General features: G+C 39.9%; 26 protein-coding genes and 3 tRNA genes. 3 read left to right on the top strand and 26 right to left on the bottom strand.

The window, feature by feature from the left end; translation table 11 throughout:
- Positions 1-18: 18 nt before the first annotated feature.
- The 16 genes from BM294_RS10860 to BM294_RS10785 all read right to left on the bottom strand — a co-directional run bounded on the left by BM294_RS10860 (position 19) and on the right by BM294_RS10785 (position 9,648).
- A tRNA-Leu gene (locus tag BM294_RS10860) sits at positions 19-100 on the bottom strand.
- A gap of 4 nt (positions 101-104) precedes the next feature.
- Positions 105-176 (bottom strand) — tRNA-Trp (locus BM294_RS10855).
- A gap of 4 nt (positions 177-180) precedes the next feature.
- Positions 181-264: transfer RNA gene (locus BM294_RS10850), tRNA-Ser, on the bottom strand.
- Between the two features lie 663 nt (positions 265-927).
- Positions 928-1,503: a hypothetical protein gene (locus BM294_RS10845; protein ID WP_091208091.1), complete on the bottom strand. Its 576-nt coding sequence runs from the start codon at positions 1,501-1,503 to the stop codon at positions 928-930.
- On the bottom strand, positions 1,484-1,681 hold the full coding sequence (locus tag BM294_RS16835; protein ID WP_031553902.1) for a hypothetical protein: 198 nt from the start codon (positions 1,679-1,681) through the stop codon (positions 1,484-1,486). The genes BM294_RS10845 and BM294_RS16835 overlap by 20 nt, the downstream gene beginning before the upstream one ends.
- Before the next feature lie 4 nt (positions 1,682-1,685).
- Entirely contained in the window at positions 1,686-1,778 is a 93-nt protein-coding gene (locus BM294_RS16830; RefSeq protein WP_442950781.1) for a hypothetical protein, read from the bottom strand.
- 420 nt (positions 1,779-2,198) lie between these two features.
- Positions 2,199-2,561 (bottom strand): hypothetical protein, encoded by a 363-nt coding sequence (locus BM294_RS10835; RefSeq protein ID WP_091208085.1) that lies wholly within the window; start codon positions 2,559-2,561, stop codon positions 2,199-2,201.
- Positions 2,562-2,639: 78 nt separating this feature from the next.
- Positions 2,640-3,284 (bottom strand): hypothetical protein, encoded by a 645-nt coding sequence (locus BM294_RS10830; protein WP_031553910.1) that lies wholly within the window; start codon positions 3,282-3,284, stop codon positions 2,640-2,642.
- Positions 3,285-3,710: 426 nt separating this feature from the next.
- Positions 3,711-4,043, bottom strand: a complete 333-nt coding sequence (locus BM294_RS16340; RefSeq protein WP_242944509.1) for a hypothetical protein — start codon at positions 4,041-4,043, stop codon at positions 3,711-3,713.
- A gap of 99 nt (positions 4,044-4,142) precedes the next feature.
- On the bottom strand, positions 4,143-4,277 hold the full coding sequence (locus tag BM294_RS16460) for a hypothetical protein (RefSeq protein WP_255407196.1): 135 nt from the start codon (positions 4,275-4,277) through the stop codon (positions 4,143-4,145).
- Positions 4,278-4,727: 450 nt separating this feature from the next.
- Positions 4,728-5,342, bottom strand: a complete 615-nt coding sequence (locus tag BM294_RS10810) for a metallophosphoesterase (protein ID WP_091208077.1) — start codon at positions 5,340-5,342, stop codon at positions 4,728-4,730.
- An 11-nt stretch (positions 5,343-5,353) separates the two neighbouring features.
- Positions 5,354-6,055: a metallophosphoesterase gene (locus BM294_RS10805; RefSeq protein ID WP_091208074.1), complete on the bottom strand. Its 702-nt coding sequence runs from the start codon at positions 6,053-6,055 to the stop codon at positions 5,354-5,356.
- A 16-nt stretch (positions 6,056-6,071) separates the two neighbouring features.
- Entirely contained in the window at positions 6,072-6,821 is a 750-nt protein-coding gene (locus BM294_RS10800) for a hypothetical protein (RefSeq protein ID WP_091208072.1), read from the bottom strand.
- Positions 6,818-7,174: a helix-turn-helix domain-containing protein gene (locus BM294_RS10795; protein WP_091208070.1), complete on the bottom strand. Its 357-nt coding sequence runs from the start codon at positions 7,172-7,174 to the stop codon at positions 6,818-6,820. The genes BM294_RS10800 and BM294_RS10795 overlap by 4 nt, the downstream gene beginning before the upstream one ends.
- A 42-nt stretch (positions 7,175-7,216) precedes the next feature.
- Positions 7,217-7,855 (bottom strand): hypothetical protein, encoded by a 639-nt coding sequence (locus BM294_RS10790; RefSeq protein ID WP_091208067.1) that lies wholly within the window; start codon positions 7,853-7,855, stop codon positions 7,217-7,219.
- A gap of 398 nt (positions 7,856-8,253) precedes the next feature.
- A complete protein-coding gene (locus BM294_RS10785) occupies positions 8,254-9,648 on the bottom strand; it encodes a PTS transporter subunit EIIC (protein WP_091208063.1) in 1,395 nt (464 codons plus the stop codon).
- A 337-nt stretch (positions 9,649-9,985) separates the two neighbouring features.
- On the opposite strand from BM294_RS10785, the gene BM294_RS10780 reads away from it, so the two are divergent.
- Both BM294_RS10780 and BM294_RS10775 read left to right on the top strand, forming a co-directional pair.
- Positions 9,986-11,185, top strand: a complete 1,200-nt coding sequence (locus BM294_RS10780; protein WP_091208060.1) for an enolase C-terminal domain-like protein — start codon at positions 9,986-9,988, stop codon at positions 11,183-11,185.
- A 14-nt stretch (positions 11,186-11,199) separates the two neighbouring features.
- The gene (locus BM294_RS10775; protein ID WP_091208057.1) at positions 11,200-11,913 is read left to right on the top strand and encodes a GntR family transcriptional regulator; all 714 of its coding nucleotides are present in this window, start codon (positions 11,200-11,202) and stop codon (positions 11,911-11,913) included.
- Positions 11,914-11,962: 49 nt separating this feature from the next.
- Here the strand turns inward: BM294_RS10775 and BM294_RS10770 are convergent, their stop codons facing one another.
- The 8 genes from BM294_RS10770 to BM294_RS10735 all read right to left on the bottom strand — a co-directional run bounded on the left by BM294_RS10770 (position 11,963) and on the right by BM294_RS10735 (position 21,260).
- Positions 11,963-12,253: a hypothetical protein gene (locus tag BM294_RS10770; protein WP_091208055.1), complete on the bottom strand. Its 291-nt coding sequence runs from the start codon at positions 12,251-12,253 to the stop codon at positions 11,963-11,965.
- Between the two features lie 187 nt (positions 12,254-12,440).
- On the bottom strand, positions 12,441-14,372 hold the full coding sequence (locus BM294_RS10765) for an oxidoreductase (RefSeq protein ID WP_242944514.1): 1,932 nt from the start codon (positions 14,370-14,372) through the stop codon (positions 12,441-12,443).
- A gap of 256 nt (positions 14,373-14,628) precedes the next feature.
- Positions 14,629-15,459 (bottom strand): helix-turn-helix domain-containing protein, encoded by an 831-nt coding sequence (locus BM294_RS10760; protein ID WP_091208050.1) that lies wholly within the window; start codon positions 15,457-15,459, stop codon positions 14,629-14,631.
- Between the two features lie 64 nt (positions 15,460-15,523).
- Entirely contained in the window at positions 15,524-15,703 is a 180-nt protein-coding gene (locus tag BM294_RS16705) for a chorismate--pyruvate lyase (RefSeq protein WP_091208152.1), read from the bottom strand.
- A 479-nt stretch (positions 15,704-16,182) separates the two neighbouring features.
- Positions 16,183-16,395 carry a hypothetical protein gene (locus BM294_RS10750; RefSeq protein WP_091208047.1) on the bottom strand — a complete coding sequence of 71 codons (213 nt, stop codon included), beginning with the start codon at positions 16,393-16,395 and terminating at the stop codon, positions 16,183-16,185.
- 175 nt (positions 16,396-16,570) lie between these two features.
- Positions 16,571-16,966, bottom strand: a complete 396-nt coding sequence (locus BM294_RS10745) for a (deoxy)nucleoside triphosphate pyrophosphohydrolase (protein WP_091208044.1) — start codon at positions 16,964-16,966, stop codon at positions 16,571-16,573.
- 69 nt (positions 16,967-17,035) lie between these two features.
- Positions 17,036-19,795, bottom strand: coding sequence for a DUF3427 domain-containing protein (locus BM294_RS10740; RefSeq protein WP_175494643.1), 2,760 nt, complete (start codon positions 19,793-19,795; stop codon positions 17,036-17,038).
- A gap of 151 nt (positions 19,796-19,946) precedes the next feature.
- Positions 19,947-21,260 carry a rhodanese-like domain-containing protein gene (locus tag BM294_RS10735; RefSeq protein WP_091208039.1) on the bottom strand — a complete coding sequence of 438 codons (1,314 nt, stop codon included), beginning with the start codon at positions 21,258-21,260 and terminating at the stop codon, positions 19,947-19,949.
- 530 nt (positions 21,261-21,790) lie between these two features.
- On the opposite strand from BM294_RS10735, the gene BM294_RS16700 reads away from it, so the two are divergent.
- Positions 21,791-21,901 carry a topoisomerase DNA-binding C4 zinc finger domain-containing protein gene (locus BM294_RS16700; RefSeq protein ID WP_091208036.1) on the top strand — a complete coding sequence of 37 codons (111 nt, stop codon included), beginning with the start codon at positions 21,791-21,793 and terminating at the stop codon, positions 21,899-21,901.
- Positions 21,902-22,105: 204 nt separating this feature from the next.
- Here BM294_RS16700 and BM294_RS10725 read toward each other — a convergent pair whose 3' ends face one another.
- Together BM294_RS10725 and BM294_RS10720 are read right to left on the bottom strand one after the other, a co-directional pair.
- Positions 22,106-22,606 (bottom strand): DUF1016 N-terminal domain-containing protein, encoded by a 501-nt coding sequence (locus BM294_RS10725; RefSeq protein WP_091208033.1) that lies wholly within the window; start codon positions 22,604-22,606, stop codon positions 22,106-22,108.
- A 301-nt stretch (positions 22,607-22,907) separates the two neighbouring features.
- Positions 22,908-23,210, bottom strand: a complete 303-nt coding sequence (locus tag BM294_RS10720) for an exonuclease domain-containing protein (RefSeq protein ID WP_242944508.1) — start codon at positions 23,208-23,210, stop codon at positions 22,908-22,910.
- Positions 23,211-23,321 lie beyond the last annotated feature (111 nt).

Here is a 23,321-nt window from a genome sequence, read left to right as displayed (position 1 = left end):
TTCTGGCCTCTGGCCAAGTACACGAGGTGGGATTCGAACCCACATGCGTTACCGCGTCTGATCCTAAGTCAGGTGCGTCTACCAACTTCGCCACTCGTGCAAAACAGACCCGCCAGGACTTGAACCCGGACTAACAGTTTTGGAGACTGCTGTGCTGCCAATTACACCACGAATCTTTAGCGCAGAGCCTGGGATTCGAACCCAGATATCCGTGAAGAATGTCGGTTTTCAAGACCGATGCTGTACCAATTGAGCCAGCTCTGCATATTTTTAGACAAAAAGAAAAGCTGCCTACCTCATATAAGAGGTAAGCAGCTGCTAAACATGTTTATCTATAAGCTCGGATCCTGTCTCTCACAATCCTGCCCAAACAACATTTTCTCGCATTTGCCTATCCTTAAATGAGCGCATAAAATTAAACATCCACTCTGATTTGCTCTGGAGTGATGATTCATAACTTTCGCTATAGAGGCAATAATTGCGATTCATTGTTGTCATGTCTCTTTCTTTTCCTTTCCGGGAGCGTCTATCTGCTCCGCTTATCTCTCTTATATATCGAATGATAACACCGGTAAGATTAGTTGTCATTATATTTGTAGTATAAAAAATCAGCTCCAAATCCATCTCTGCCAAATTAGAACAGCAATCTGACCGTTAATTGCAGTCTGACCATGATCTGTCCGTTAACTGTTAGTCCCCAACCTGGAGACCTCCATAATTTATTGGTTTTTACATAATTTCAATAATTTAATTCCATCTTTAGAAAAATTTCAATACATTCATGATAAAATAAAACCACTCCATGTAGGAGCGAGAGTCTCCTGCATATCATAAGAAAACGAGAGGCTGCCATCTTCTTGGTTACTCCTGCAAGCAAAATAGACGCAACTGCTATTCTCTTATCCATGATCCTTCTGTCATTTTCTTCTATATCTGCTCTAATACCTTAAATCTTTCTTGAGATAAATCAATTCTTGCCATTCTGGTTACAACATCCCAATCATATCCATCTTCTAGTGCATTATTAAAGCAATCTACAAACCATCTTACATAATGCTCTAAGACATTTTTAAAGAATTCAGCATTAGCCATCCCCTCATCTACTGGGTATTCTTGATGTTTCTTCATGTATTCTTCATAGTTTTTCTGAGCATTTTTGTGACTATATCCATCAATAGAGTCTTTATCAATAAGCATCAATGCAAAATACCAAAACCGCCTGTAAGTGCTTAAGTAAAATAAGTAAGCATTGCTTCCCACTGAGCCATCCTTATGATAAGCAAGGTCCTTGGCCGCATTGCACTGCATCGTAAAATCGTCCATATAAGCGCATGTGTTTACAAGCTTAATGATTTCTTCTTTTTCAATTCTTGACCATTTGCTCAGATCATCCTTTGAAACAAAGGAAAACCTAGTATTTGAGTCATTTTCTTCATGAATTAAATCTACAAGCATTAATTGTTTTCCGATTAGCCTTTGTTTCTCAATTTCCTTTTGTTTCATTATTATCCTGCTTTCTAGAAGCTTCCTGCTCTAAAATTCTAACCTTCAACTCATCAGACACTCGCCTCATCTTTTCATAATCAGGTTTTTCAGACGCTCGTATTTCCGCAATAATACTTCTTGCCATTTCGTCAGGAATCTCTCCACAAATCTTTCCGCCTAGATTTATATAAGCCATGTCATTACTCCTTAAAGCACTGATATAAAGCTCTGAAATAGGCTTCGTAATCCTGGTTATCAGAAAGCCCTGATACCTCTCCATCACCAGCTTCCACAATCCGCCAAGAACCATTTTCAAGCTCTGCATAATCCACCGTATAGTATGGACTATTTAAATTCTTATATTATCCGAGTAGTTCTTTGGGTGGCTCTGGAGCATGGGCCATCTGACCTGAATTTCTTGATATACTAGCAATCTCATGGTTTATGTAAAAGACACGATATTCGTTAGTTCAATCACCATATCTTTTGAAATCAAGGTATCCTCCTTTTCATGATTTAGCGGAACAAAACATTAAGAATATCACTGCTGCGGAGCTGTAGTTAAGCACGTGAAACGTGCCTCCTGCTACAGTGGAGCAGCTGCAATTAAAATGGTACTAATCTCTTTTTCCGAATGACGACTCGTCATTCGTGCCGACGTATGCCGACTACACTAAAGTTCCGCTTATAGATTTGTATATTCAGCTCAATAATTAGAGAAGAATTGCTTCCTCATGTTTCTTTGTCTCTGTATCCAAAATATATAGTTTTTGATTTCCATAGGGACTTCCATCAGAGTATGTAGAAAATAGTTCTAACGTCAACACCCCACATGCATCAAGTGGCTCTTCTACAGGAGTATGCCCCACCACTTGATAAAAAAAATCATCCCTAAACATTCGATAGAAATCATGCTGTGGTCTAGCCCATATTGGAGAACGGTCTCTCCATAATTCCTGCTTACCCATGCGATTTACTTTGGCCAATATATCCTCTATTTCATTCATATGGTATCCACATGAATGAAGGACGAATTTCTCTGTTAATCCAGCATGACTGAATATCTTTGAATTCATTTTCCTTCTCCAAAATTTTTGCCTAATCCTATTCTATCCTTGTCCCTTGCCTTTTTCATTCAACGCGTGGTTGAAACCCTAATCCCATAGATGCCAAAACCATTTTCCAAACAGCTCAAGTGCTTTGTCCTTGCACTGATTTCTGTATTCATTGATAGCGGCATATTCTTCATAGTATCTATCTGAAATATCTTTAAACTCAGGTACATCTCCAGGCATAAACATTTTATGAAGCCCTTCCGTCTTCTCTCTTTCCATATCCTCTTTGGTCTTTAGTTTTTCACCTAAGCTGCCATACTTTTCTTCAAACCGTTGAGTGGCTTCATCATATTCATGCTCATATCTGTTTTCTCTCGTGCAGGTCTCTTCGTTTGCTTCACGTAAAAGAAATATCATCTCCTGCAAAACATCCTGCCATTTTGCCATGCCTTCATCTTCCACATCCTTAGGTCTCCCTGTCCTATAAACAGCATGGGAAGTCATTTCTGGAAAATCTGGGTAGCTATCAGTGGTGTCCTTGAGTTGCTGGAGCATTCCCGGCATAACTCTAAGAAACCAGTAATCAATTGACCATACATCACTATCACAGTAGCCATACTTTGCCCTTTGATAAACATATTTGACATTGCGAAGCGACCTCTTTATCTTCTCTTTAAGGCTCTCCTTTTTACCAAATTTCTCTTCAATGCAGGAATATCCGGTCTTTTTATTTGTCTTACCCATCTCGTTCTCCATTCATATAAAAAGGGGCATGTGAAACCGAACTTCCATGCCCCGTGTACCGTTGGTACAAGTTTTCTGTAAACAAGTGTAAGATATATGCTTTCAATGCATCCTCTGTAGCCGAAACAGTAAACAATAATTCAATAAAGAATAACAGATAACCAGGAACTTCAACTTTGAACTTGAATCTTGATTAACTCACCCATTCTTCGGTTAATTCACACCTGCTACACGGAAAGACTATTACACCTCTACCTCAAATTCAAAAGTCTGATTGAACTTATCAAGAGCTATCTGCATTTCTGCTATTTCTCCATCAATTCGCTCATATTCTTTGTTAACAGTATCAAGATCATAGTTAATGTACTGATATTCAAGCGCAGTCTTCCTAGCGCTAAAGTACCCTGCACTAACTCTTGTTTTTTCCTAGCGTTTGCACATCCCATCAAGAATACTTTTTCTCTTATTTAGCTGCGCCATCTTAACAAGCACCGAATCAATGGTCATATCAGCATTTCCAACCCTAACAGTGCTACTAACATTTGTTACATTGATAGCATGCTTGATCTTTACTATCTTTTCGTCAATCTCAGCAATCTTGGTAGAAACTTCTGAATAATCATAGTCAGGAATCACAGGTTCTTCATCAAGTGAAGCCACATAGACCTGTCCTTCCTGCTCTTTACTTAGATAGAAGTCCTTCTCATCGTTAAGCCTTCTCAAAACCTTATTTGCAAATGCTGATGTCATCTTTGCCATAACAATACCCTCCATTGCTCATGTGTTTACATCTGATAATATGATTCTAGTCAACGCAGAAGCTATTGTCGCTAAACCTCTGGTTCAAAAAATGTCTTTTTATTCCTCATCAGGATCTTCGCCTGTAATGTCTTTTAGCTTTTCCGGTTCATAGAACTCAAAATAAAGCTTTATATAATCTTTAATACATTCCGGATACCTATAGACAAATGTTCTGCAAACCTGTTTATACAAAGTTAGAACCTTCTCATAACCACAAAAATCCAGCAAATGATCCAGCATCCACTATCCAACACGGACAGATCCCAAAAATCTACAGTTTATTCCGATGCCACTATTAACCTCTAACATCGGACTTTGTCATCTGTCCTGATATATTTTTCTATTCCCCATGTTGATTCTGATGATCCTGAAATTTGCGCACCAATAACAAACGTATCTGCTGTAAAGCCATACGCCTTTGTCGCGGTTGTGAATGTCAAATTAGAAATCATCATCTGTTTCATTGAAAGCTTTCTACCTTGCCTTTCTATCTCATCACTAAATCTGTTTAACAAAAAAGGAAGCGACCACATATTTACATTGATGTTTTGCATCAAAATAAATAGGACAGGCACTTCCTATGAACCTAAATCAGCACCTGTAATATGAAATGTAAAGCTTGTTTTACAAAATCACGAAACATCAAATTTCTATCCGTTCTGAAACTTTGCCTTCATTTAGATTAGAAATTGCAGCATCCATCACATTTAACGTGTTCCTAGATATAGAAAATTCGTCAGTACTTTGTTCTTCAAAAAAACTCACAATCTGCTTAGCTGATACCGGGAAAAAGTTATTGGCATCTACACCAACATCATATCTTCTCTGTCCATCAGACCTATTAGTCTCGTTGTACTCCATACGTGCATGGATATGTCCATGGAGATGGTAACCTCCGCTACCCTTTTTAGGCCAAGATAACATCGGATAATGCATTAAAGAAAAAGCTTTCCCATCTACAGAGATTTTCATAAAATCCTGAATATCTGCAAAAAGTCGCGGATCATAATTCTTATCATGGTTACCTCGAATAAGATATTTCTTTCCATTCAGCTTCTTTATCAAATTATCAGCGTCTTCGATTTTCATATGATGACAGATATCTCCAAGGATATATACAGTGTCATCTTTTTGGACAACAGCATTATAATTCTGCAAAAGAACTTTATCCATTTCCTCAACAGATTCAAATGGTCTGTTCTGCATTGTTATTATTGCCCTATGTCCAAAATGCATATCTGCAGTAAAATATATCATCGTATCAGTCCCTACTTTGCCTCTTCGAATTTCCTCGTCAGAGTATCAACGATGTAAAGTTTCTGATTCCCGAAAGGATCCCCATTTGAGTAAGTCGAGAAAAGATCCAAAGTCAACACTTCTCCCAAGTCAAGAGGTTCTTCTACCGGTGTATGTCCCACAACATGGTAAAACAGATTGTCCCTGAACATTCTGTAAAAATCAGCCTGAGGTCTTGCCCAGATCGGTGAATTATCCCTCCACAGTTCCTGCTTACCCATACGGTTAATCCTTGCAAGAATATCATCAATCTCTTTCATATGATATCCGCAGGTTTGGAAAACAAAACTCTCCGTAAGACCGGCATGACTGAATAGCACATCATCAATTTTATGGACAAATCTATAACGTTCTTCAAGAACACGTTCCAGTCTGGTAATGCCTTCAATAGCAGTTATCCTTGCCTGGACAGAATATCCCGATTCCATGGCATCCCAAAGATAAGATACATCGTGATTACCATAGCACCACAATGACTGATCATGCTCTTTGCCAAATTCAGCAGCACGATCCAGCGTCTCTTTATATGCGTCTAAATCATTTCCTTTCCCCCAGTCATCTACCAGGTCCCCGAGTATTACGATGTCGTCGTAGCTGTTCTCATCAACTCTATCAGCCACATCAAAAATCCATGGCTTTAGATGTACATCAGGAATCACAAGTACTCTGCTCATTTCAAAAAATCTCCAATTATTCCATCTGTTTCAGTGCTTCACTAATATCAAGATCCTTTACATCCCACAGATCAGAATCCCCCAGCGCGTACTGCAGGATTTGTCCAAGCCTCATATCCGGATGCTTTTTCCATACGTTTGAAATAGCTTTTAGGCATACTTCTATTCTTGCAGGATCCCTTGCTTCATCTTTACCTTCTATTACTTTTTCAAATTCCTGCCACACCTCTTCTTCGGAATATAGTTTCCCTTCTCTTATGGATTCTTCCGCCTCGTCAAGAGATTTCATAAGACCAAGCAGCGCGGTAGTCTTCCCGATTTCCTCATCATAGGGCTCAAGCTCTTCAAATAGATAATATGGGTATCCTGTGTGCCTGGGATGCTCCTTTATGTGAATGAACATCCCATCATGTCGTCCGCCATGAGGTACTATAGTATATTCCTTGCCAATCTCCAGTTCTTCCTCAGTAAAATAATTACCATCGCCAAGAAAATCATGCTTCCTTCCTATGCATCTGATCTTTCTTGGTGTATTGTCAAATGTGTTAAGATCCTTCGTCATCACAGGACGATTATTATCTGCTGTGCTTGCTCTATTGGCAAAAACATCAAGACGCCTTAAAAATTCGCTTTCTTCACAATTCCACAGTTTATCCTGATCAGGAATCACATCCATCACAAATTGACCGAATCTAAGACCCGGCTGTTTCTCCCATTCTTCTGCTATTTTGTTTAAAAATGGCCATATTCTATTCTTATCTCTCATCTTTTCTCAATCAAAACTTCCCATTTCTTTACGGCCACAGGGACTAAAAGATTATCAACACTTACACCCAAGAGACCGCTGAGAACATAAAGGTTTTCAATCACAAAAAATGATCCTTTATGGCGCCATTTATTAACTGCCTGTGGAGTAATACCCAATTTATCAGCAATAGTCTTGTCTTTTAATCCCTTTGATTTAATCAGATCGCACACCCTATTCTTTGTAGCTTCAATGTCAAGTCCTTTTACCCTGTCAGGTTCTTCCCAGCATGCTATGTAATCCAATAGTCCCAGTCTCTGCCGAAATCTATTCATTTCAATGATTTCCATTATTTTTTCATATCCTTCATCCATAAATATTTTCCCTCTATGCCTACTATGAATGTAATCTTTTCATCAATCCCAAAGGTCCCAAAACCATTCTTTAAACATATCAATAGCTCTGTCCTTGCATTCGTCTCTATATTGGTCAAGTTTCCTACTTTCTTCAAAATATCGGTCTTCTATCTCTTTATATTCAGGCACATCTCCTGGATGATACAACCTGTACAAGCCCTCTTGTTTCTCCCTGGCAATTTCATCCTCTGTTCTTAGTTTTTGTCCATGCTTCCCATATTTTTCTCTAAATTCCTGATATGCCTTATGATAATCCTCTTCATATTTGTTTTTCTTAGTACAGGTATCCTCATTCGATTCATTCAAAAGAAATATCATTTCCGACAAGATGTCATCCCATTTCTTCATACCTGCATTATCAACATTGTCTGATCTACCTGTACCAAACAATGCATGTGAAGTGTTTCCGCAAAAATCCGGATAGCTATGAGTTGTGTCTTTCAATTGTTTCAGCATCCCAGGCATCACCATCAAAAACCAGTAATCAATGCTCCATACATCGGAATCACAATAGCCATACTTTACACGCTGAAAAATAAACCTAATATTGCGTTTCCATCGTTTTATCTTATCAACCGGCTTCTCAAAACCTTTATACTTTTTCTCAATGCATGTTTTTCCTGTTTTTTCAATATTCATTTCGCTTCTTATACCATGTAATCAATAAACTTATGCCCTTTTCTCATATATATTGTATTGGAGATTAATTCCATTGTATATAAACCCGTGGTTGATAAATTAGAAAATCGCTCTATCAAAATGATTAAATAATAGTCCCAGGAACGGGTAGCAGGCATCCGTGGGATGCCATGCTTGCGACTCCGAGCTCTGCGAGGGATCCCATAACCTTCCGCGTATGAAGCGGATGCTCTACCTCCCCCGCTATCCTGGAAAGTAATTGATAAGCATCTAATTCACTTATCTATCTTTACTTTCACAACAAAAAAGCTGTGAAAAAATGAGTAATCATTTACTTCACAGCTTTTCTGTTAATTCCAGATATAGTACCGCCTTTATTCCTATCCCTTCGGGAATGTTCAGGCGGCATTAGATACATTCCCTAAAGCTTTTTTTGAACTTGAATCCATCTTAACTACAAAGATATAGGACAATGTGAATGAAAGACCGAAAGCAATTATCCAGCCTATAGCTGCATATATAAAATACGGTCCGATATATGCAGGAATACTGAAAATACTGGAAGTGATGTATCCGAAAAGTCTTACACCAAATGCTCCGATAAATGCACTTCCTACCGTACTTGCTATGGTCGCTGCAAGAAATCCTTTCTTATATTTTGTGAGAACACCAAACAAAGCAGGTTCAGTGATTCCGAGGATTCCTGAGAGTACGGCTGAAAGGACAATAGCTTTATCCTTCTGAGTGGATTCTTTAAAGTAACAGCCAAGTGCGGCACCAACTATTGAAAGATTCGCGATGAACATCATAGGCATAAGCATGTCATAACCTTTTGTTGCAAAGTTTTCCAATGCAATAGGAGTCATGGCATGATGCATTCCTGTAAGAATGGATACCGGACGAATAAGTCCCATGATGATTCCGGCCAAGACAGGGGAAATACCGAAAAGTCCATCTAGTACAAAAGCAAGAGCCTTACCAAAGTAGATGCCAACAGGTCCTATAACAGCCAGGGTAAAGAATCCGGAGATAAGGATTGTTAATGTTGGAGTAACTACTGTTCTTGCTGCTTCGGGAACAATTTTATCTACGTTCTTGTGAATAAAGCTCATGGCAAGAACGCCAAAAATGATTGGAATAACTGAACCACTGTAATTGAATACAGGAATCGGAAGCACCCCTCCAAACATGAAATTACTGATCTCACCGGCTTTAGCTGCATCTATCATTGTTGGATACATGATAATAGATGCCATAGCTACTGCAAGATACTGATTGGTTTTAAATTTCTTTGCCGCTGATGCTGCAATAAAGAAAGGCAGATATGTAAATACACCACTTGCCAGCATATCAACTATCTTATATGTATCCGTTGTATTGGTTATCACTCCAAGAGCAACCAGACCTCCCATAAGACCTTTGATCATTCCGGCACCTGCTATAGCCGGAACTATGGGACCAAAGACACCTGATACCATATCCATAAACCAGGTTATAAAATCTTTCTTCTCTGCTTTTTCATCCTTTGAAGGGATCGTATTTTCTGAAAGATCCAGCATCTGCATCAGTATGTCGTAGTACTTATGTACACTTGTTCCTATCACTATCTGCAACTGTTCTTTAGCATATTGAACACCCATAATACCTTCAAGGTCTTTGATGGCTTTTTCATTAACACGTGATCTGTCTTTTAGGTCAAAACGCAATCTGGTCATGCAATGCCATGCATTAACGATATTTTCTTTACCGCCGACATAGTCGACGATTTTCTGCACTACTTCCTTCTTTTCCATTGTGAAGTTTACTCCTGTTCTCATGTTTTACCATTGCACGTGCTTTGTTTTATGTTCTGAATCGTAACATAGCAGAAAGTGTTTGTAAATCTGCCCATTTTCAGGCCGATAGAATCTAAAAGCGGCTTAAAATCGTGGTTTTTTATACCTTTTCAAACGAATTGGATTGTTATTTTTTGATATATACAGCTTTTTACAAGCCACATTGACTTTAAACATTTCTGGATGCTTTAATAGGTCTACAATCAAGGCGTGGAGATACTCCACCGACAATCGTTATGTCAGTTTGCAAATTAAAATATCAACAGACTGATATTGCCGAGAAAAGGAGAAAGTGATGAGACCCACAATAATAAAAGACATCATTTGTTATATCACAAGACCTGATAGACATAATCTGGTCTGTGTTAAGATAATGACAGACAAAGACGTATACGGAGTAGGATGTGCCACATTCCAGCAGAGACCTCTGGCAGTAAAAACTGTGGTAGATGAATATTTAAAGCCCATTCTCATAGGTCGCGACGCTAATGATATAGAAGATCTGTGGCACCTTATGATGGTAAATGCTTATTGGAGAAACGGTCCTGTAATAAATAATGCAATAGCCGGTATAGATATGGCTCTTTGGGATGTAAAAGGAAAACTCGCGGATATGCCTCTTTACCAGCTTTTCGGAGGAAAATCCCGTACGGCGATTCCTGCCTATACACATGCTGTTGCAGATAATCTCGAAGACCTGTATTCGGAAATAGATCGTATCAGATCTGAAGGTTATAATCACATACGCTGCCAGTTAGGTTTTTATGGTGGCATTCCGGATGCACTTCATACTCCGGAGGACCCTATTTCAGGAACATATTTTGACCAATATGACTATATAAGAAAAACCCTTCATATGTTTGCAAAGATTCGTGAAAAGTATGGAGAAAGTTTCCATATACTTCATGATGTTCATGAACGTCTTTTTCCGGATCAGGCTATAAGATTTGCTAAAGAAGTAGAACAGTATCATCCTTACTTTATTGAAGACCTTCTGCCACCAGATCAGAACGAATGGCTTCAAATGCTTAGAAGTCAGTGCTCAACACCTATCGCAACAGGAGAATTATTTAATAATCCTATGGAGTGGAAAGGGCTTATTCAAAGTAGAAGCATTGATTTCCTGCGATGCCATGTTTCACAACTCGGAGGCATTACCCCTGCATTGAAGCTTGCTGCATTATGTGATTCTTTCGGAATCCGAATCGCCTGGCATACGCCTTCTGACATCACACCTATTGGAGTTGCGGTAAATACGCATCTTAATATCCATCTGCACAATGTGGCAATTCAGGAGAATATTGAGCTTAAGGACTCAACAAAGAAAGCCTTTCCGGGTTATAATGAAGCAAGAAATGGATATTTTTATCCTATCGATGCCCCCGGAATAGGTGTAGATATTGACGAAGAAGAAATCCTGCATCACCCAGTTACATACAGACCCCATGAATGGACACAGAGTCGTATCCCCGACGGAACTCTGGTCACCCCTTAAAATACAGGAGATATATGCGTTCCGGAAAAACAGCTTTTATCCTAACAGATCTTATAAGCAAGATATATCAAAAACAGTTTTCAGATAACAAGTTGCCAACTCAGCGTGATCTGGCAAGTTCTTATCACGTTTCCCGGTTCACTGTTCAAAAGGTCATGAAGCAGCTTCAAAACATTGGACTTGTTACTGCCATACAGGGTGATGGTATCTATATTCGCGATAAGGCTTTGGATAATCCTATGGTATATAACTCTCTTACTGAAGTGTCATATCGTGAGCTTAGTTCCAGGATGCTTTTTCTGAACGAGATCGTTGCCGGCACTGAACTCGGAAGCATATTTAACTTGTCTCCCGATGATAAGATATGGCAATTTCAAAGAATAAGAATCGTAAATTATGAGATATCACAGATTGAGACAAGTTATATGCCTGTAAAACTATTTCCGGATCTGAATCGCGAGACTATAGAGGATTCTATCCAGAACTATGTCTTGAAAAAAGGATTCAAGATATCTCATTACATGACAGCTTACCATCCCACACTACTGTCTAAGCAGGAATCAGAACTGTTGAACTGCAAGAAAAATACCCCTGCAATGTCCATTACAAGTCGAGGAATATTGAAAGACGGAACTATTTATATCTACTCGAATATAAGTGCCATTCACTATGAATGTACTTATGTCATTCCGTTCAATAAGGAAGTTTATAAAGGACGCAGAAAATGATATGCTCCCTCCCCAGTATACAAGAGAACTAATTAGGGCCTTGTTCTACTTAGAGGGAGTATTTTTTAATGTACCTTCCCTTCATCATTGATATTCCGTTTACAATAAAGTAGATTTTCGAATGTCTTTCAAACTCATCTTCTGATTGCGAAACCGCCATGTTTTTCCAGTCATAAATAAGATTTTTTCCAAGTTTATAGCAGTCCTTTGTGATTTCAATTTGGTTGTAAACATATGCTTCAATTTCATCTAAAGTCTGATGTCTACCTTTAAATATTTCATAAGCCTTTCTAAGATTTTTAATGCCTTCACTTTCAAACTGCTGTATACTGTTAAACATGAGAACGATCTCCTACCTAAAGTTTTGTTTCGTCGCAATAACTTTATCACTTATTCGAGATCGTTCTCTTTTCTATTTTCTTAAACCTACAAAAACTTTACGCTAGCATATGAATATGTGGACAAATTACCCCAGAGGTCAAAAAGCCCGGGGTCGGACCCCGGGCTTTTCATATGATGACGGTATATTATAAAGCCAATGCGGCCTCATAACCTTCTCTGACAGCAACCAGCGCGTTGCCGGCTTTTACAGCACATCCAACAACTTTGACATTGTCGCAGTATTTCTTTGCCGCTTCCTCAAGCGGATTGTATGCCTTATATCCGAATGCAGATACTACAGTCGAAGCAGGTACACTGTGGAGAGTTCCCTTGGAATCTGTGTAGCTTACACTGTCTTCCGTGATCTCTGCGACCTTTGCACCGGTCAATACTTTGATGCCTGCGTCTCTGATGTACTCCATCAGCTGCATCTTCATCAGCGGGAACATATCGACCAGGATGTCATCGCGCATCTCGATCAGTGTGATGTCCTGGCAGGACTGGGTCAGGAAGTGCGCTGTCTCTCCGCCAACTTCGCCGCCGCCGCAGACGACGACCGGACCGGGCTTGACATCTTTCTTACCTAAGAGTACGTCTTCCGCATTCACGACATTGCTGCCGTCCATTCCCTTGATCGGAGGTGTAAGCGGCTTCGCGCCTGTTGCAACAATGACTGCATCCGGCTTCTCGTCACGGATCATTTCCTCAGTGACCTCTACTCCCATATTGACCGGAACCTTCAAATCAATGAGACTCTTGCGCAGTGAAGATACGAAAGTGGAGAGCTCGCCTTTTCCGGGCGGGAATGCGGCGCTGCGGAACTGTCCGCCGAGCCATGATCCTGCTTCGTATACGGTAACATTATGTCCGATCTTCGCTGCAGTCTCCGCTGCGATGAGGCCGGCAGGACCGCCGCCGATGATCATGACCTTCTTCGGATTTCCGGTCTTTTCCATTGCATTCTCATACTCGCGGCCGACACGAGGGTTGACCAGACAGGTCGCACAGGTTCCGGCCAAAAGGCCTGCTTCACAGCCCTGGAGACATCCGATGCAGTAGCGGATGTTCTCGAACTGGCCTGCTTTCGCCTTGGCGGGGAGATAAGGATCTGCCAGAGATCCGCGGCCCATGCCGATGAAATCTGCTTTGCCCATCTTCAAAATAGTATCAGCCATCTTGGGGGAGTTGATGCGGTTCGTGACGATGACAGGGCAGGATACCAGTTTTCTGACCATTTCCGCAGTATTCATATTAAAGGCGTGCTCCGTGTACATCGGCGCGATGATCTGGCGAATGACAGGAGAAGCATACATACCGTTGGAAACATGGATTGCGTCAACGCCCAGCTCATCCAGATGGCGGACAAGTTCAAAGGTATCAGCCTCGGTGCGGCCGCCCAGAAGGTACTCGTTGGCTGAAACTCTGACCTGGACCGGGAAATCCTTGCCGACGTTCTCGCGGATGCATGCATAGATCTCATCCAGGATGCGGGTCCTGTTCTCGAAACATCCGCCGTACTCATCTACTCTCTTGTTTGTGAAAGGAGAGAGGAATTCGGAGATCAGGTAGCCGTGCGCAGCGTGGATCTCAATTCCGTCAAAGCCTGCCTCTTTCACTCTTTTGGCAGTGGATCCGAAGTCCTTCACAATCTGGTGGATCTCCTCTACTGTGATCTCACGGGGAAGATCCATGCAGAAGGGGTCCTTAATTGCAGAAGGCGCTACCGGCTGTACGTTTCCGTTTACATCATGTTTGGACTGGCGTCCGGGATGATACATCTGGCAAAAGATTTTGGATTCATATTTGTGGACTGCTTCCGTGAGCTTTTTGTTGCCTTCAATCTGCTCGTCGTTGTAAAGGCCCGGAATGAACTTATAGCCCTTCGCGTTCACATTTACTGCATAGTCTTCTGTGATGATCATGCCCCAGCCGCCTTTGGCTTTCTCTTCGATATACTTGATATACCGTTCTGTGATCATTCCGTCTTCTGTGCACAGGTTCATGACCATTGCGGGCACGATCAGCCTGTTGGGGATTTCGCAGTTACCTATTTTGGCAGGTGTAAAAAGTTCCGTCATCATTTTCGTTTTCCTCCTTGTGTTTTTGGAAAGGTGGTTGTCTATGTGAAAATAATAACGAATGGTACGATTCCAGTGTCAATGCCAAAAAAGAGAAGAGACTTTAGGTAAATCTGTTGATGCCGATTCTTCCGTACAGCTCGATGATCCCTCTGTTCTCTTCTCTTTTATATAAAAAAAGGTACTGTCTAGGGCAAACGGTGTTCATAAAACCTTGGAGGAGTTCCAAGGTTTTTCGTTCTTGCTTTTTTGGTTCTTACAAGATTGGAAGATATATCTTCACGATCCGGCGAAACTCTCCGTTCTCATACCCTCTTCCCAATATGACGCCTCTGATCTTGGACCCGTCCGGTACATTAAATCCATGTTCAGCGGCGTATTCCGGCAAAACATGAAAGACCTCCTGGTTATAGCTGCCGATTTCACCAATGTCAATGTGCGTACACAGGCATAAACCTCCGGAGATCTTTGTAAAATCTTCAGGTATCTCCAGTCCCAAAGATCTGACATATTTCTCCTGTATGCCCATTTCCCATTCCACCCGGTCATCTTCGACTTGAAGTCCGCTGTCAATGAAAGGCAAATGCTGATCGTCAAAAACAAAAGAACTGCTCTTTTCTGACAAATTTATTCGCTCGTACTCGTCTCCGCGGCCTGTAACAAGATGGCAATAGTATGCAGAAGGGATACTCTCTACCCAGAAACATCCAATGTTTTTGGTACTCAGCAGCATATTCATCTGCAGCTGTTCCAACCGCTGCGCCAATAGTTCCCGATATTGTATATCCGCCCTGATCCTTTTGACTTCCTCACCCAGAAATTGTTCCGTGTTAATAGTATATTCGTGATTGCGTATCCCGGAAATTTCACTGATAGGAATCCCCCAGCTTTTATACTGCATTGCTTCCAAAAGCCAGAAAACTTCCATTGAATCGTATCTCCGATAGTTATTCTCTGCTCCTCTGCTCGCCCGGATCGCTCCTTGTTTTTCATAATAGCGAATCATATCCCTCGAGATACTTAATAGCGTCGATACTTCCCCAATGGAATATGAATCAACGGCGCTGGTTCTTTTTGACATATTCATGGTATTCCTCACACGGTGAACTACCCACCGCCTACGTAAAAAACTACCCCAGAGGTCGGTCGTCTTACTGCTCCATCAATTCGTACTGGAACATCTCATATTTCAGCTTGCATCCAACATATATTCCTGCCGGCAGCAACGCCCTGGCGACCAGTTTTAAATCATCAGAAGGTATGTCAATTCGGCGGAGATTTGCATAATCGTCATCATGACGGACTATCCACTTACAGTAATCCCGGAAGATGAGAGTACCTTCTTTGCACACGGAACAAAGGTATTCACTGCCATCAGGTAAAAATATGTTGCCCTGAACAGGTATACTCTGTTACCATAAACATGGTTTTATACCATTGGTCTCAGAGTACACGACTTTCCAGGGAGGGTGCTCTGGGACATCTTTCTATTTTTATGAAAGACAGTATACAGAGCAGTTCACGGACAATCAATAGAAGCAGAAAACGGTCAATCTGAAAGAGCTAAAACACTTCGATTTATCGATTGCATATGCAAATAATCATACTACAATCCTTGGTACAATCACAAACTGATATTGACTTATATCTTTAATAAATATATAGTCAGAAAAAGGAAGCAACCAGTCCCATCTCCTATCAGGTACTTTCCTGATTGTTTCTTTGCTTCTGACTATACATTACACGATGAGGTGTCCTTTAAAAATACCTTCTTAAATCAGCATGTTATTACACAATTAATCATAAATACTCAGCTATTCTTAGTCTTTTTAAATAAATATTTACCCTTACCTTTGCCCTTAATACCATAAATCAGTTCCATATCCAACATTTTTTTAATTAATGTAGATGCAGGAGAGGCTGTGATGCCCAATATTTCCATAACATCCATCCTTCCAAAGTATTTTTCATAACCAAATTCAGTAAATAGTACTTCAATATGCTGCTTTGTTTTGGCAGACAATTCAATATGTAACCCTATATCCTGTTTTACTTCCTCAATGTCCTGTTTTACTTTATTAATGTCCTGTTTTGGATTCTCAATGTCCTGTTTTATAGTATTCCATCTAACATGCTTTATCTTCTTAACTATCTTATCTCCTGATTTGCTCTACATTTATTATCTAATAATTATGTATTCACCTTGTGTTAAGCCTGCTTTTGATTTTATCAATCAAAGTCACATCCGCTGGAAGCCACTCTACACTGTCTATTGTTTGCAAATCAAGCCACTTCGCCGCCTCATGCTCCTTTAATGTCAGCTTACCCTTCTTTATGCTGCACAAAAAACAATCCATGGACAGATGAAAAGTCGGATAATCATACTCTATAGTCTCTATGAAGTCCTCCACATTGATTTCAGTATCAAGTTCCTCCTTGATTTCACGAGCTAATGCCGCCTCCGGTGTTTCACCTGTTTCGATCTTTCCTCCCGGAAATTCCCAGCCATCTTTAAATTCCCCATAGCCCCGCTGTGTTGCAAATACTTTGCCCTCAGACACTATCACAGCTGCCACTACTCGAACTATTCTCATAGTTGGTCTCCATTCCGCCGCCTTTTGCCGGCGGCACAAATAGTGATAAAAAACTGTTTTTTCACACTATCATTCCTTTGTTAACCCAAAATCGTATTGCAGATATTCCGGAAGAGCATTCTCCATATGGATATCAAAAAGATAGGTTCCATTACCGCCCTCTGTCTTCCGAGGATTCTGAAGCTTACCCTTTCCGACATAAGTAAAGGGCAATACTAATCCATTTTCCGCAGACACCTTTCGAATAAACACATGCGTAAAACTACTCTTTATTAATTTCTCCAGATGAGACTGAGGAAGATTTGTCATTGATTCCCACTGGAACAAATCCGGCTGCAGAAACTTATCCTTATAATTCAGCTTATCCGCTTCATCTAAATCCTTCTTAAGTGAAGCAAAAATAACCACAAAGTCATCATAATAGTAAGTTCCAACTTGATTATTTGATGGATTTTTTAGAAGCTTTAGCTGAACCTGATCCATGCGATAATTCTGCCAGAGTTTGAATCCGGTTTCATCACCGGCATCAACTACATATCGAATCAAGCCGTATTCCAAAAGGTCTTCCACATATTCTAGTAATTGATCATCCATCGACACTTCCAGACGTAATACATCTCCTTCTCGTTTAACTACCTGAAGATAAGTTAATGCATGGTCAAGTTCCATCTGAGTTGAGCCCGGAATCACTTCTTCCAAATATGTTTTTACATCTTGATAAGTTTTTTCTCCGCCAAGTAACAGCTTAACAATCCGGTATTCATGAGTCCTAACAAGTGGTAAAAAACCGGATAAATAGTTGATAAACTCTACCTGCCTATCAGAAAAAATGGGAAGGTTCTCCTCACCAATTCCCTTTAGGAAGTTATAATAGCTACAATTCTTTCTTCCCTGTGTTTTTACACTCATAAATCGTATCAGATCAGGCGCACAATCATTGTTGATATAATCCACATGCCGAGGATAGAATTCTGCCCCAATATATTTCTTGAAGTTAAAATAATCCTGTTTGAGATATTTGATGGCATTAAAATTCTCTTTATCAATATACTCAAGAATCTCCTCTTTACTCAAGTCATCAATATGTATCTCTACACCATAATCTTCAAGTCCAAGAGCAGTGAAATCATCCTTTACCAAGGATGCCATCAGCCGCTTTTCCATGACAAAATTTTCTGATAAAGATCCTAATGCAAAAGCAATCTGAACACTTCTCTTATAACTATTTCCAATAAAGTCAAGTACAGTCACATATTCCTTATTCATGTACTTTCGAAGTCCACGTCCTAACTGCTGAATAAATATGGTTGTAGATTCAGTAGGCCTTAAAAACAGGACCATATTCACCCCGGGAATATCTACACCTTCATTCAAGATATCAACCGTAAACAGTATTTCCAGATCATTTGCATCATTCTGAAGATCATTGTAGGCACGTACACGCTCGCCTATATCATTCTTTCCGGTCAGATAGGCAGTTTTATACCTCTCGCCCAGAGCCTCACACATCATACGAGCATGTGTAACATTTCTACAGAAAGCGAGACATTTCAGCTTGCCTTGGGGATGGTGCTTTTCTATCTGTTCTGCTATAAAATCGCAATGATCCTCTCTTGCCATCTGTGCGATCATTCTTCGTTCATCATTTCCGGAAAGTCCGTAATCCACAAGCTTGTCACGAATTCCATAATATTTAAACGGTACAACCAGATCATTGGCAATGGCATCTCGAAGTCTTAGTTCATACGGTACGTTATGATCAAATAACTCGAAAACATCCTGGTTATCTAATCGTTCAGGCGTTGCAGTGAGTCCAAGCAAAAATTCCGGTTCAAAATACCCTATAATTTTCTTATAAGTTTCTGCAGTGGCATGATGACATTCATCGATTATAATGTAGTCAAATTCAGTCTTAGAGAACAGTTCCAATGTATTACACATGGTGATATTTGTTGCAAATACAAAATCTGCATCGGACTCTTTACTAGTTCCACTGTAAATACCATATGAAACATTCTTTCCAAACACTTCCTGAAATGTCTCCAAAGATTTTTTAAGAATCGATCCCTCATGAACGATATACAAAAGTCTCTTCGGATTAAAATTAAGCGCGTCAAAGGCCGCAAGGTATGTCTTACCACTACCTGCGGAAGCTATTGTGAGGGCACGATTCACTCCCATTGCTCGATATCTGTTCAGTTCCTTCAAAGCTTTCTTCTGCATATAATTTGGCCTGATCTTAGATGCGGTCAAATCATAATCCATATCCCAACGCTCTATGGCAAAATTAAGCTTTGTAGCATATTTATTTATAAGTTCTGCATCCAGCAGCTCTGTTGCTTCCCATTTCTCATTGAATTCTTTTAATGCCTCATCATATACTCCTGGCTCGAAACGCTCTGCTACAGATACATCCCACTCAATATTTTTAATCAGTGCATACCTGGTAATATTAGAAGATCCTATCACCAATTCTCTATGGTCATCAAACTCAAAAAGATATCCTTTTGAATGATATCCAAGTGTTGCATAACCGGTATCGTGAAAGCTTTCATAATCAAGATGGCATTGAAAATTCCGGCATCTCCCCATCAAAGAATAGAAGCTCTTAAGAGACTCAATATCAGTAAAATTCTGATAAGTCGAAGTAATAATTCTTCCCCGACAGCCACGTTCCACTGCAGCTTCAATATCTTTGTACAACAAAACCAAGCCAGCTTTCTTAATAAAGCTGACCGAGAATGAAAAAGCCTTACAGTGTCTCAGATTTTCCTTGATTTTGTCCAGGAAAGTCGTTTCTGTATAATTTGTCAGAAATTGATTTTTCAAAGGTAATACCTCCATGCGCCCCTGCTTGGCCGTAAGAGTTCCTACCACCAATTTCATAGCTTAGGCGGCTATAATATCGGGGAGAACCATCAGATTTAACCTCATATTATGATTCAGATTAAGAGGGCATCTACATCTCTGGGCAATTCAATCAGTCTGACAGCCTGGACGCTCCCACATCGGATATCTTTCTGCCCTCTGGCATGATAACTGGCGATTCTTTTGGATGTAGTTCTCCATCTGCCTTAAGGAATTTCCCTGACTTTTCATCATATCTATACCACCTTGTACTAGATCCCTTAACCCCCATGGTGACCACCTCTGAAAGGGAGCCATCAGGATAAAGCTCGGCAATTCCTCTATATGGTGTACCATAAGAGTATACGGCATCTCCATCATGTGAATATATATCCACAATCTGCCCATAATATGTGATTATAAGATCAATCCAGTCATCGTTGTTTATGTCATAATAGTGATACCTGACCTCATTATTATTTGTTGTTTTCGGCCATCCATGCTGAATGAGTTCTGTTTTATATCCTCTCTCATTTAACTCTTCTTCTGTATATCCTGCATCCTGGGCCTCTTTGTAACTAAGCAATACTCCCCAGTAAGGGTCGACTTCTTCATCAACCGATTCGACTACCTCATTTACTGAAACCTCTTCTATTTTTACACTCAGGTCTTCACTGACGACTACCTTATAGTTCATATCAAGATTATCAGCTATCGGTGAACGCGCCTCTATAAGCATATCTGTTTCACCTGGTTTTATTCCCGTGAACGTGAACACCTCATCATATCCGGCACCAGTCATCATATCATGATCTTCTTTGGCATACTCCCTCATAGCGGTATAAGATACAATGCTTTCGTCCTTAATGATCACATTATATTCCGGTCCACCTCCGTCAAATGAATCAAATCGGAGAGTTACCTCTTTATTGACCGGATCAGCCTTTTCCTCTGTTGTTTTCTCAGCCTTGTTCTCAGTTTTTTCCTCTGTTGTTTCCTCAGATGTTTCTTCTGTTACTTCACTTTTCACAACTTCACCTGTCCAGTCTATAATGCCCCCAAACTCATAAACATTCTTATATCCCATGTCAGCGAGTTTCTGAGAAGCTTCTTTGCTCATCCGTCCGCTGCGACAGTAAACAAGAATGATTTGTTCATAATCAGGTAATTCTTCAGGCGGATCGTTTTCTATAGTTTCATTAGGTATAAGTATGGCTCCGGGAATATGCCCTTCAACATACTCATCCTGTCTTCTGACATCAACAATCACATGACCGTCATCCTGCTCCATCATACGTTTTGCATCATCCTGTGTTATAATCGTATAGGAAAATGTCTGAAACATACCGTCACCGTCCATTATCTGATCCTTTGATTCACATCCCGAAAGTATAACCATGGCGCACACGGCAATTACGATTAAACATTTTATGTTAGTCCTTCTCATAATCCTCCCATATCAGCGTAGTAGTTTTCAAGATCCTCTCTTAACTGCTTTTCTATTCTGTCAAAATCATCCTGAGAAAGCTTATTAATTTGATCTCAACGATACATCTATTATAATCCATAAGCTTAGCCAAATTATAATTTGAATCTTCAAGGAATACCATATTCTAGCAATATCGGCTGTTTTCACAGCCACATTACACAGAATGAACGTCATATGCTTATTTACAAAAACTGTATGAGCATAGAAAATAATACCTTAAAAAAATATAAATCTGACTCTAAGAGCAGTAGAAAGCAACTCCTGGAACTAGGAAATAAGATCCTTTCAATTAACCATGTTGACAGAAAAGACTATATTAAAAAATTCAACACCCTGAAAGAATCTCTTGAATCCGAGGTGCTTACAGAACATGAATCTGCGCCCACCACTATTATTACATCATCTGCAGGGTATCCATCACATACACCGGATGATTCCACCCCCCTTCAGAACCTAAGGAAAAGCTCTGTCCAAGATGTGGAAGTAAGATGGTTCTCAGAACAGCAAAAAAAGGTAACTATCAAGGTAATCAGTTCTTGGGATGCAGTCGATATCCTAAGTGTCGGTATATAGAAAACTTAATCCCTGATCACGATTAACCGGAGGAGGTAAAGAATAATGGAAAAGGGTATGTATAAGTATGAATCGATGGCGCTAATTATAAAAGATTATTTATCTTCTCTAAATACCCCGATAGCTCAGCTCACTGCTCTAGACGCCAGAAAGCTTCCTGGTATGGATCAATATGCATCAAATTCCTGCTATGACAATGTAGCTCGCGCTATGGATCATGTCGGCAATACTTATTTTAAAGGACGTGCTTTGAATGAAGAAAAAAGAGGCAGTTCTACTTTTACATATGAATACCATCTAAAGTAGTAAAAAAGTTTCTTGTCAATAATAAGCTTATTATGTCCCCACGGAATACTAAAAATCAACGATTCAGAATTTACCCCAGCTTGAGGTAAATTTGCTACCTTTTCAGAATCTCCCCCAAGTTGGGGTAAATTCTCGGCATTAGGATATAACTCGTAGAACCACCTCATATAGTGAAGATTGGTAACAGAAAAAGACTTAATATTTGGAAGTTCGGATTGAAGATCGTTACTAATTTTTTTATAAAAACTCGTGCCATATTTATTACTTACATCTTTTTCAAATATGTCTTTTCCAAGACTCCAGTAAAATCTAAGCATTTCTACATTAACCTTGGTAGCAGCTTTTATCTGACTCTGCTTGAATCTCATGGCTATGTCTGCTATCCAATCCAAGTATTCCTTATCAGCTTTTATCATCTCACTCATCGATGTACTCCATTTCCTTCTCGTTCAACACATAAATTATACAGTCCGTACCTCAGTTTGTCACTGTACCCATGGTTGATGCATGCAATCAATATATCTGATCGCTATAATGGGTGCAGACTCATACAAAAGAACCTCCATCAAGCATATTCTCAAGATATGGATCAGCTCCGTATCTTCCTTCCAGATACTGTTTATCATAGGCTGACTTGTTATTGACATGACTGTCATCAGCATTCTTATATCATATAAAGCTAATATAAAATTATTTTCAATTATCTTAATACAGTCTTATCTCTTATTAATCTTCGCAATCATCATCTTTGTCCTCGTCCGAGAACAACACTTCATCCATAAAAGCCATTTCAGCTCCGTCTAGTTTCCCTTCATCGTTATCGTCAGTGATTCCGGTGAGCCTACTTATATTCTTTGCGATGCCATCACAATGTTCCGGCTTTACATATGTACGAAAAGATGCAATCTCCTGCAGATTATCATCCAACATAACTGCACCGATCTCGATAGTTTCGAATCCACATATTCTGCGGGCTTCATCCTTTCTACGTATAGTATTCATTTCCAAATCAACAACGATATGCTTCATGCAGAACCTCCTTGATCATTACTACTATCCTATGCTGTTCAGCATTTTTATATTTTCCCCAAAAACAGTCAGAAGATACCAATTACTTTTTCATTTGGATTATCTGTATGC

Origin of the sequence: Oribacterium sp. WCC10 (genome assembly GCF_900113415.1) — a bacterium.
GTDB lineage: Bacteria > Bacillota > Clostridia > Lachnospirales > Lachnospiraceae > Oribacterium.
This window is presented reverse-complemented; position numbering and strand designations above follow the sequence as displayed.

Excerpts from the sequence above, each read along its gene's own strand:
- BM294_RS10830 (WP_031553910.1), bottom strand. The coding sequence starts at position 3,284 with ATGGGTAAGACAAATAAAAAGACCGGATATTCCTGCATTGAAGAGAAA.
- BM294_RS10770 (WP_091208055.1), bottom strand. The coding sequence starts at position 12,253 with ATGTTTAACAGTATACAGCAGTTTGAAAGTGAAGGCATTAAAAATCTT.
- BM294_RS10805 (WP_091208074.1), bottom strand. The coding sequence starts at position 6,055 with ATGAGCAGAGTACTTGTGATTCCTGATGTACATCTAAAGCCATGGATT.
- BM294_RS10795 (WP_091208070.1), bottom strand. The coding sequence starts at position 7,174 with ATGGATGAAGGATATGAAAAAATAATGGAAATCATTGAAATGAATAGA.
- BM294_RS10785 (WP_091208063.1), bottom strand. The coding sequence starts at position 9,648 with ATGGAAAAGAAGGAAGTAGTGCAGAAAATCGTCGACTATGTCGGCGGT.
- BM294_RS10835 (WP_091208085.1), bottom strand. The coding sequence starts at position 2,561 with ATGAATTCAAAGATATTCAGTCATGCTGGATTAACAGAGAAATTCGTC.
- BM294_RS10800 (WP_091208072.1), bottom strand. The coding sequence starts at position 6,821 with ATGAGAGATAAGAATAGAATATGGCCATTTTTAAACAAAATAGCAGAA.
- BM294_RS10720 (WP_242944508.1), bottom strand. The coding sequence starts at position 23,210 with ATGAAGCATATCGTTGTTGATTTGGAAATGAATACTATACGTAGAAAG.
- BM294_RS10735 (WP_091208039.1), bottom strand. The coding sequence starts at position 21,260 with ATGAGAAGGACTAACATAAAATGTTTAATCGTAATTGCCGTGTGCGCC.
- BM294_RS10780 (WP_091208060.1), top strand. The coding sequence starts at position 9,986 with ATGAGACCCACAATAATAAAAGACATCATTTGTTATATCACAAGACCT.
- BM294_RS10760 (WP_091208050.1), bottom strand. The coding sequence starts at position 15,459 with ATGAATATGTCAAAAAGAACCAGCGCCGTTGATTCATATTCCATTGGG.
- BM294_RS10725 (WP_091208033.1), bottom strand. The coding sequence starts at position 22,606 with ATGAGTGAGATGATAAAAGCTGATAAGGAATACTTGGATTGGATAGCA.
- BM294_RS16700 (WP_091208036.1), top strand. The coding sequence starts at position 21,791 with ATGGTTCTCAGAACAGCAAAAAAAGGTAACTATCAAGGTAATCAGTTC.
- BM294_RS10810 (WP_091208077.1), bottom strand. The coding sequence starts at position 5,342 with ATGATATATTTTACTGCAGATATGCATTTTGGACATAGGGCAATAATA.
- BM294_RS10790 (WP_091208067.1), bottom strand. The coding sequence starts at position 7,855 with ATGAATATTGAAAAAACAGGAAAAACATGCATTGAGAAAAAGTATAAA.
- BM294_RS10765 (WP_242944514.1), bottom strand. The coding sequence starts at position 14,372 with ATGACGGAACTTTTTACACCTGCCAAAATAGGTAACTGCGAAATCCCC.
- BM294_RS10775 (WP_091208057.1), top strand. The coding sequence starts at position 11,200 with ATGCGTTCCGGAAAAACAGCTTTTATCCTAACAGATCTTATAAGCAAG.
- BM294_RS16340 (WP_242944509.1), bottom strand. The coding sequence starts at position 4,043 with ATGGCAAAGATGACATCAGCATTTGCAAATAAGGTTTTGAGAAGGCTT.
- BM294_RS16835 (WP_031553902.1), bottom strand. The coding sequence starts at position 1,681 with ATGGCTTATATAAATCTAGGCGGAAAGATTTGTGGAGAGATTCCTGAC.
- BM294_RS10745 (WP_091208044.1), bottom strand. The coding sequence starts at position 16,966 with ATGAGAATAGTTCGAGTAGTGGCAGCTGTGATAGTGTCTGAGGGCAAA.
- BM294_RS10845 (WP_091208091.1), bottom strand. The coding sequence starts at position 1,503 with ATGAAACAAAAGGAAATTGAGAAACAAAGGCTAATCGGAAAACAATTA.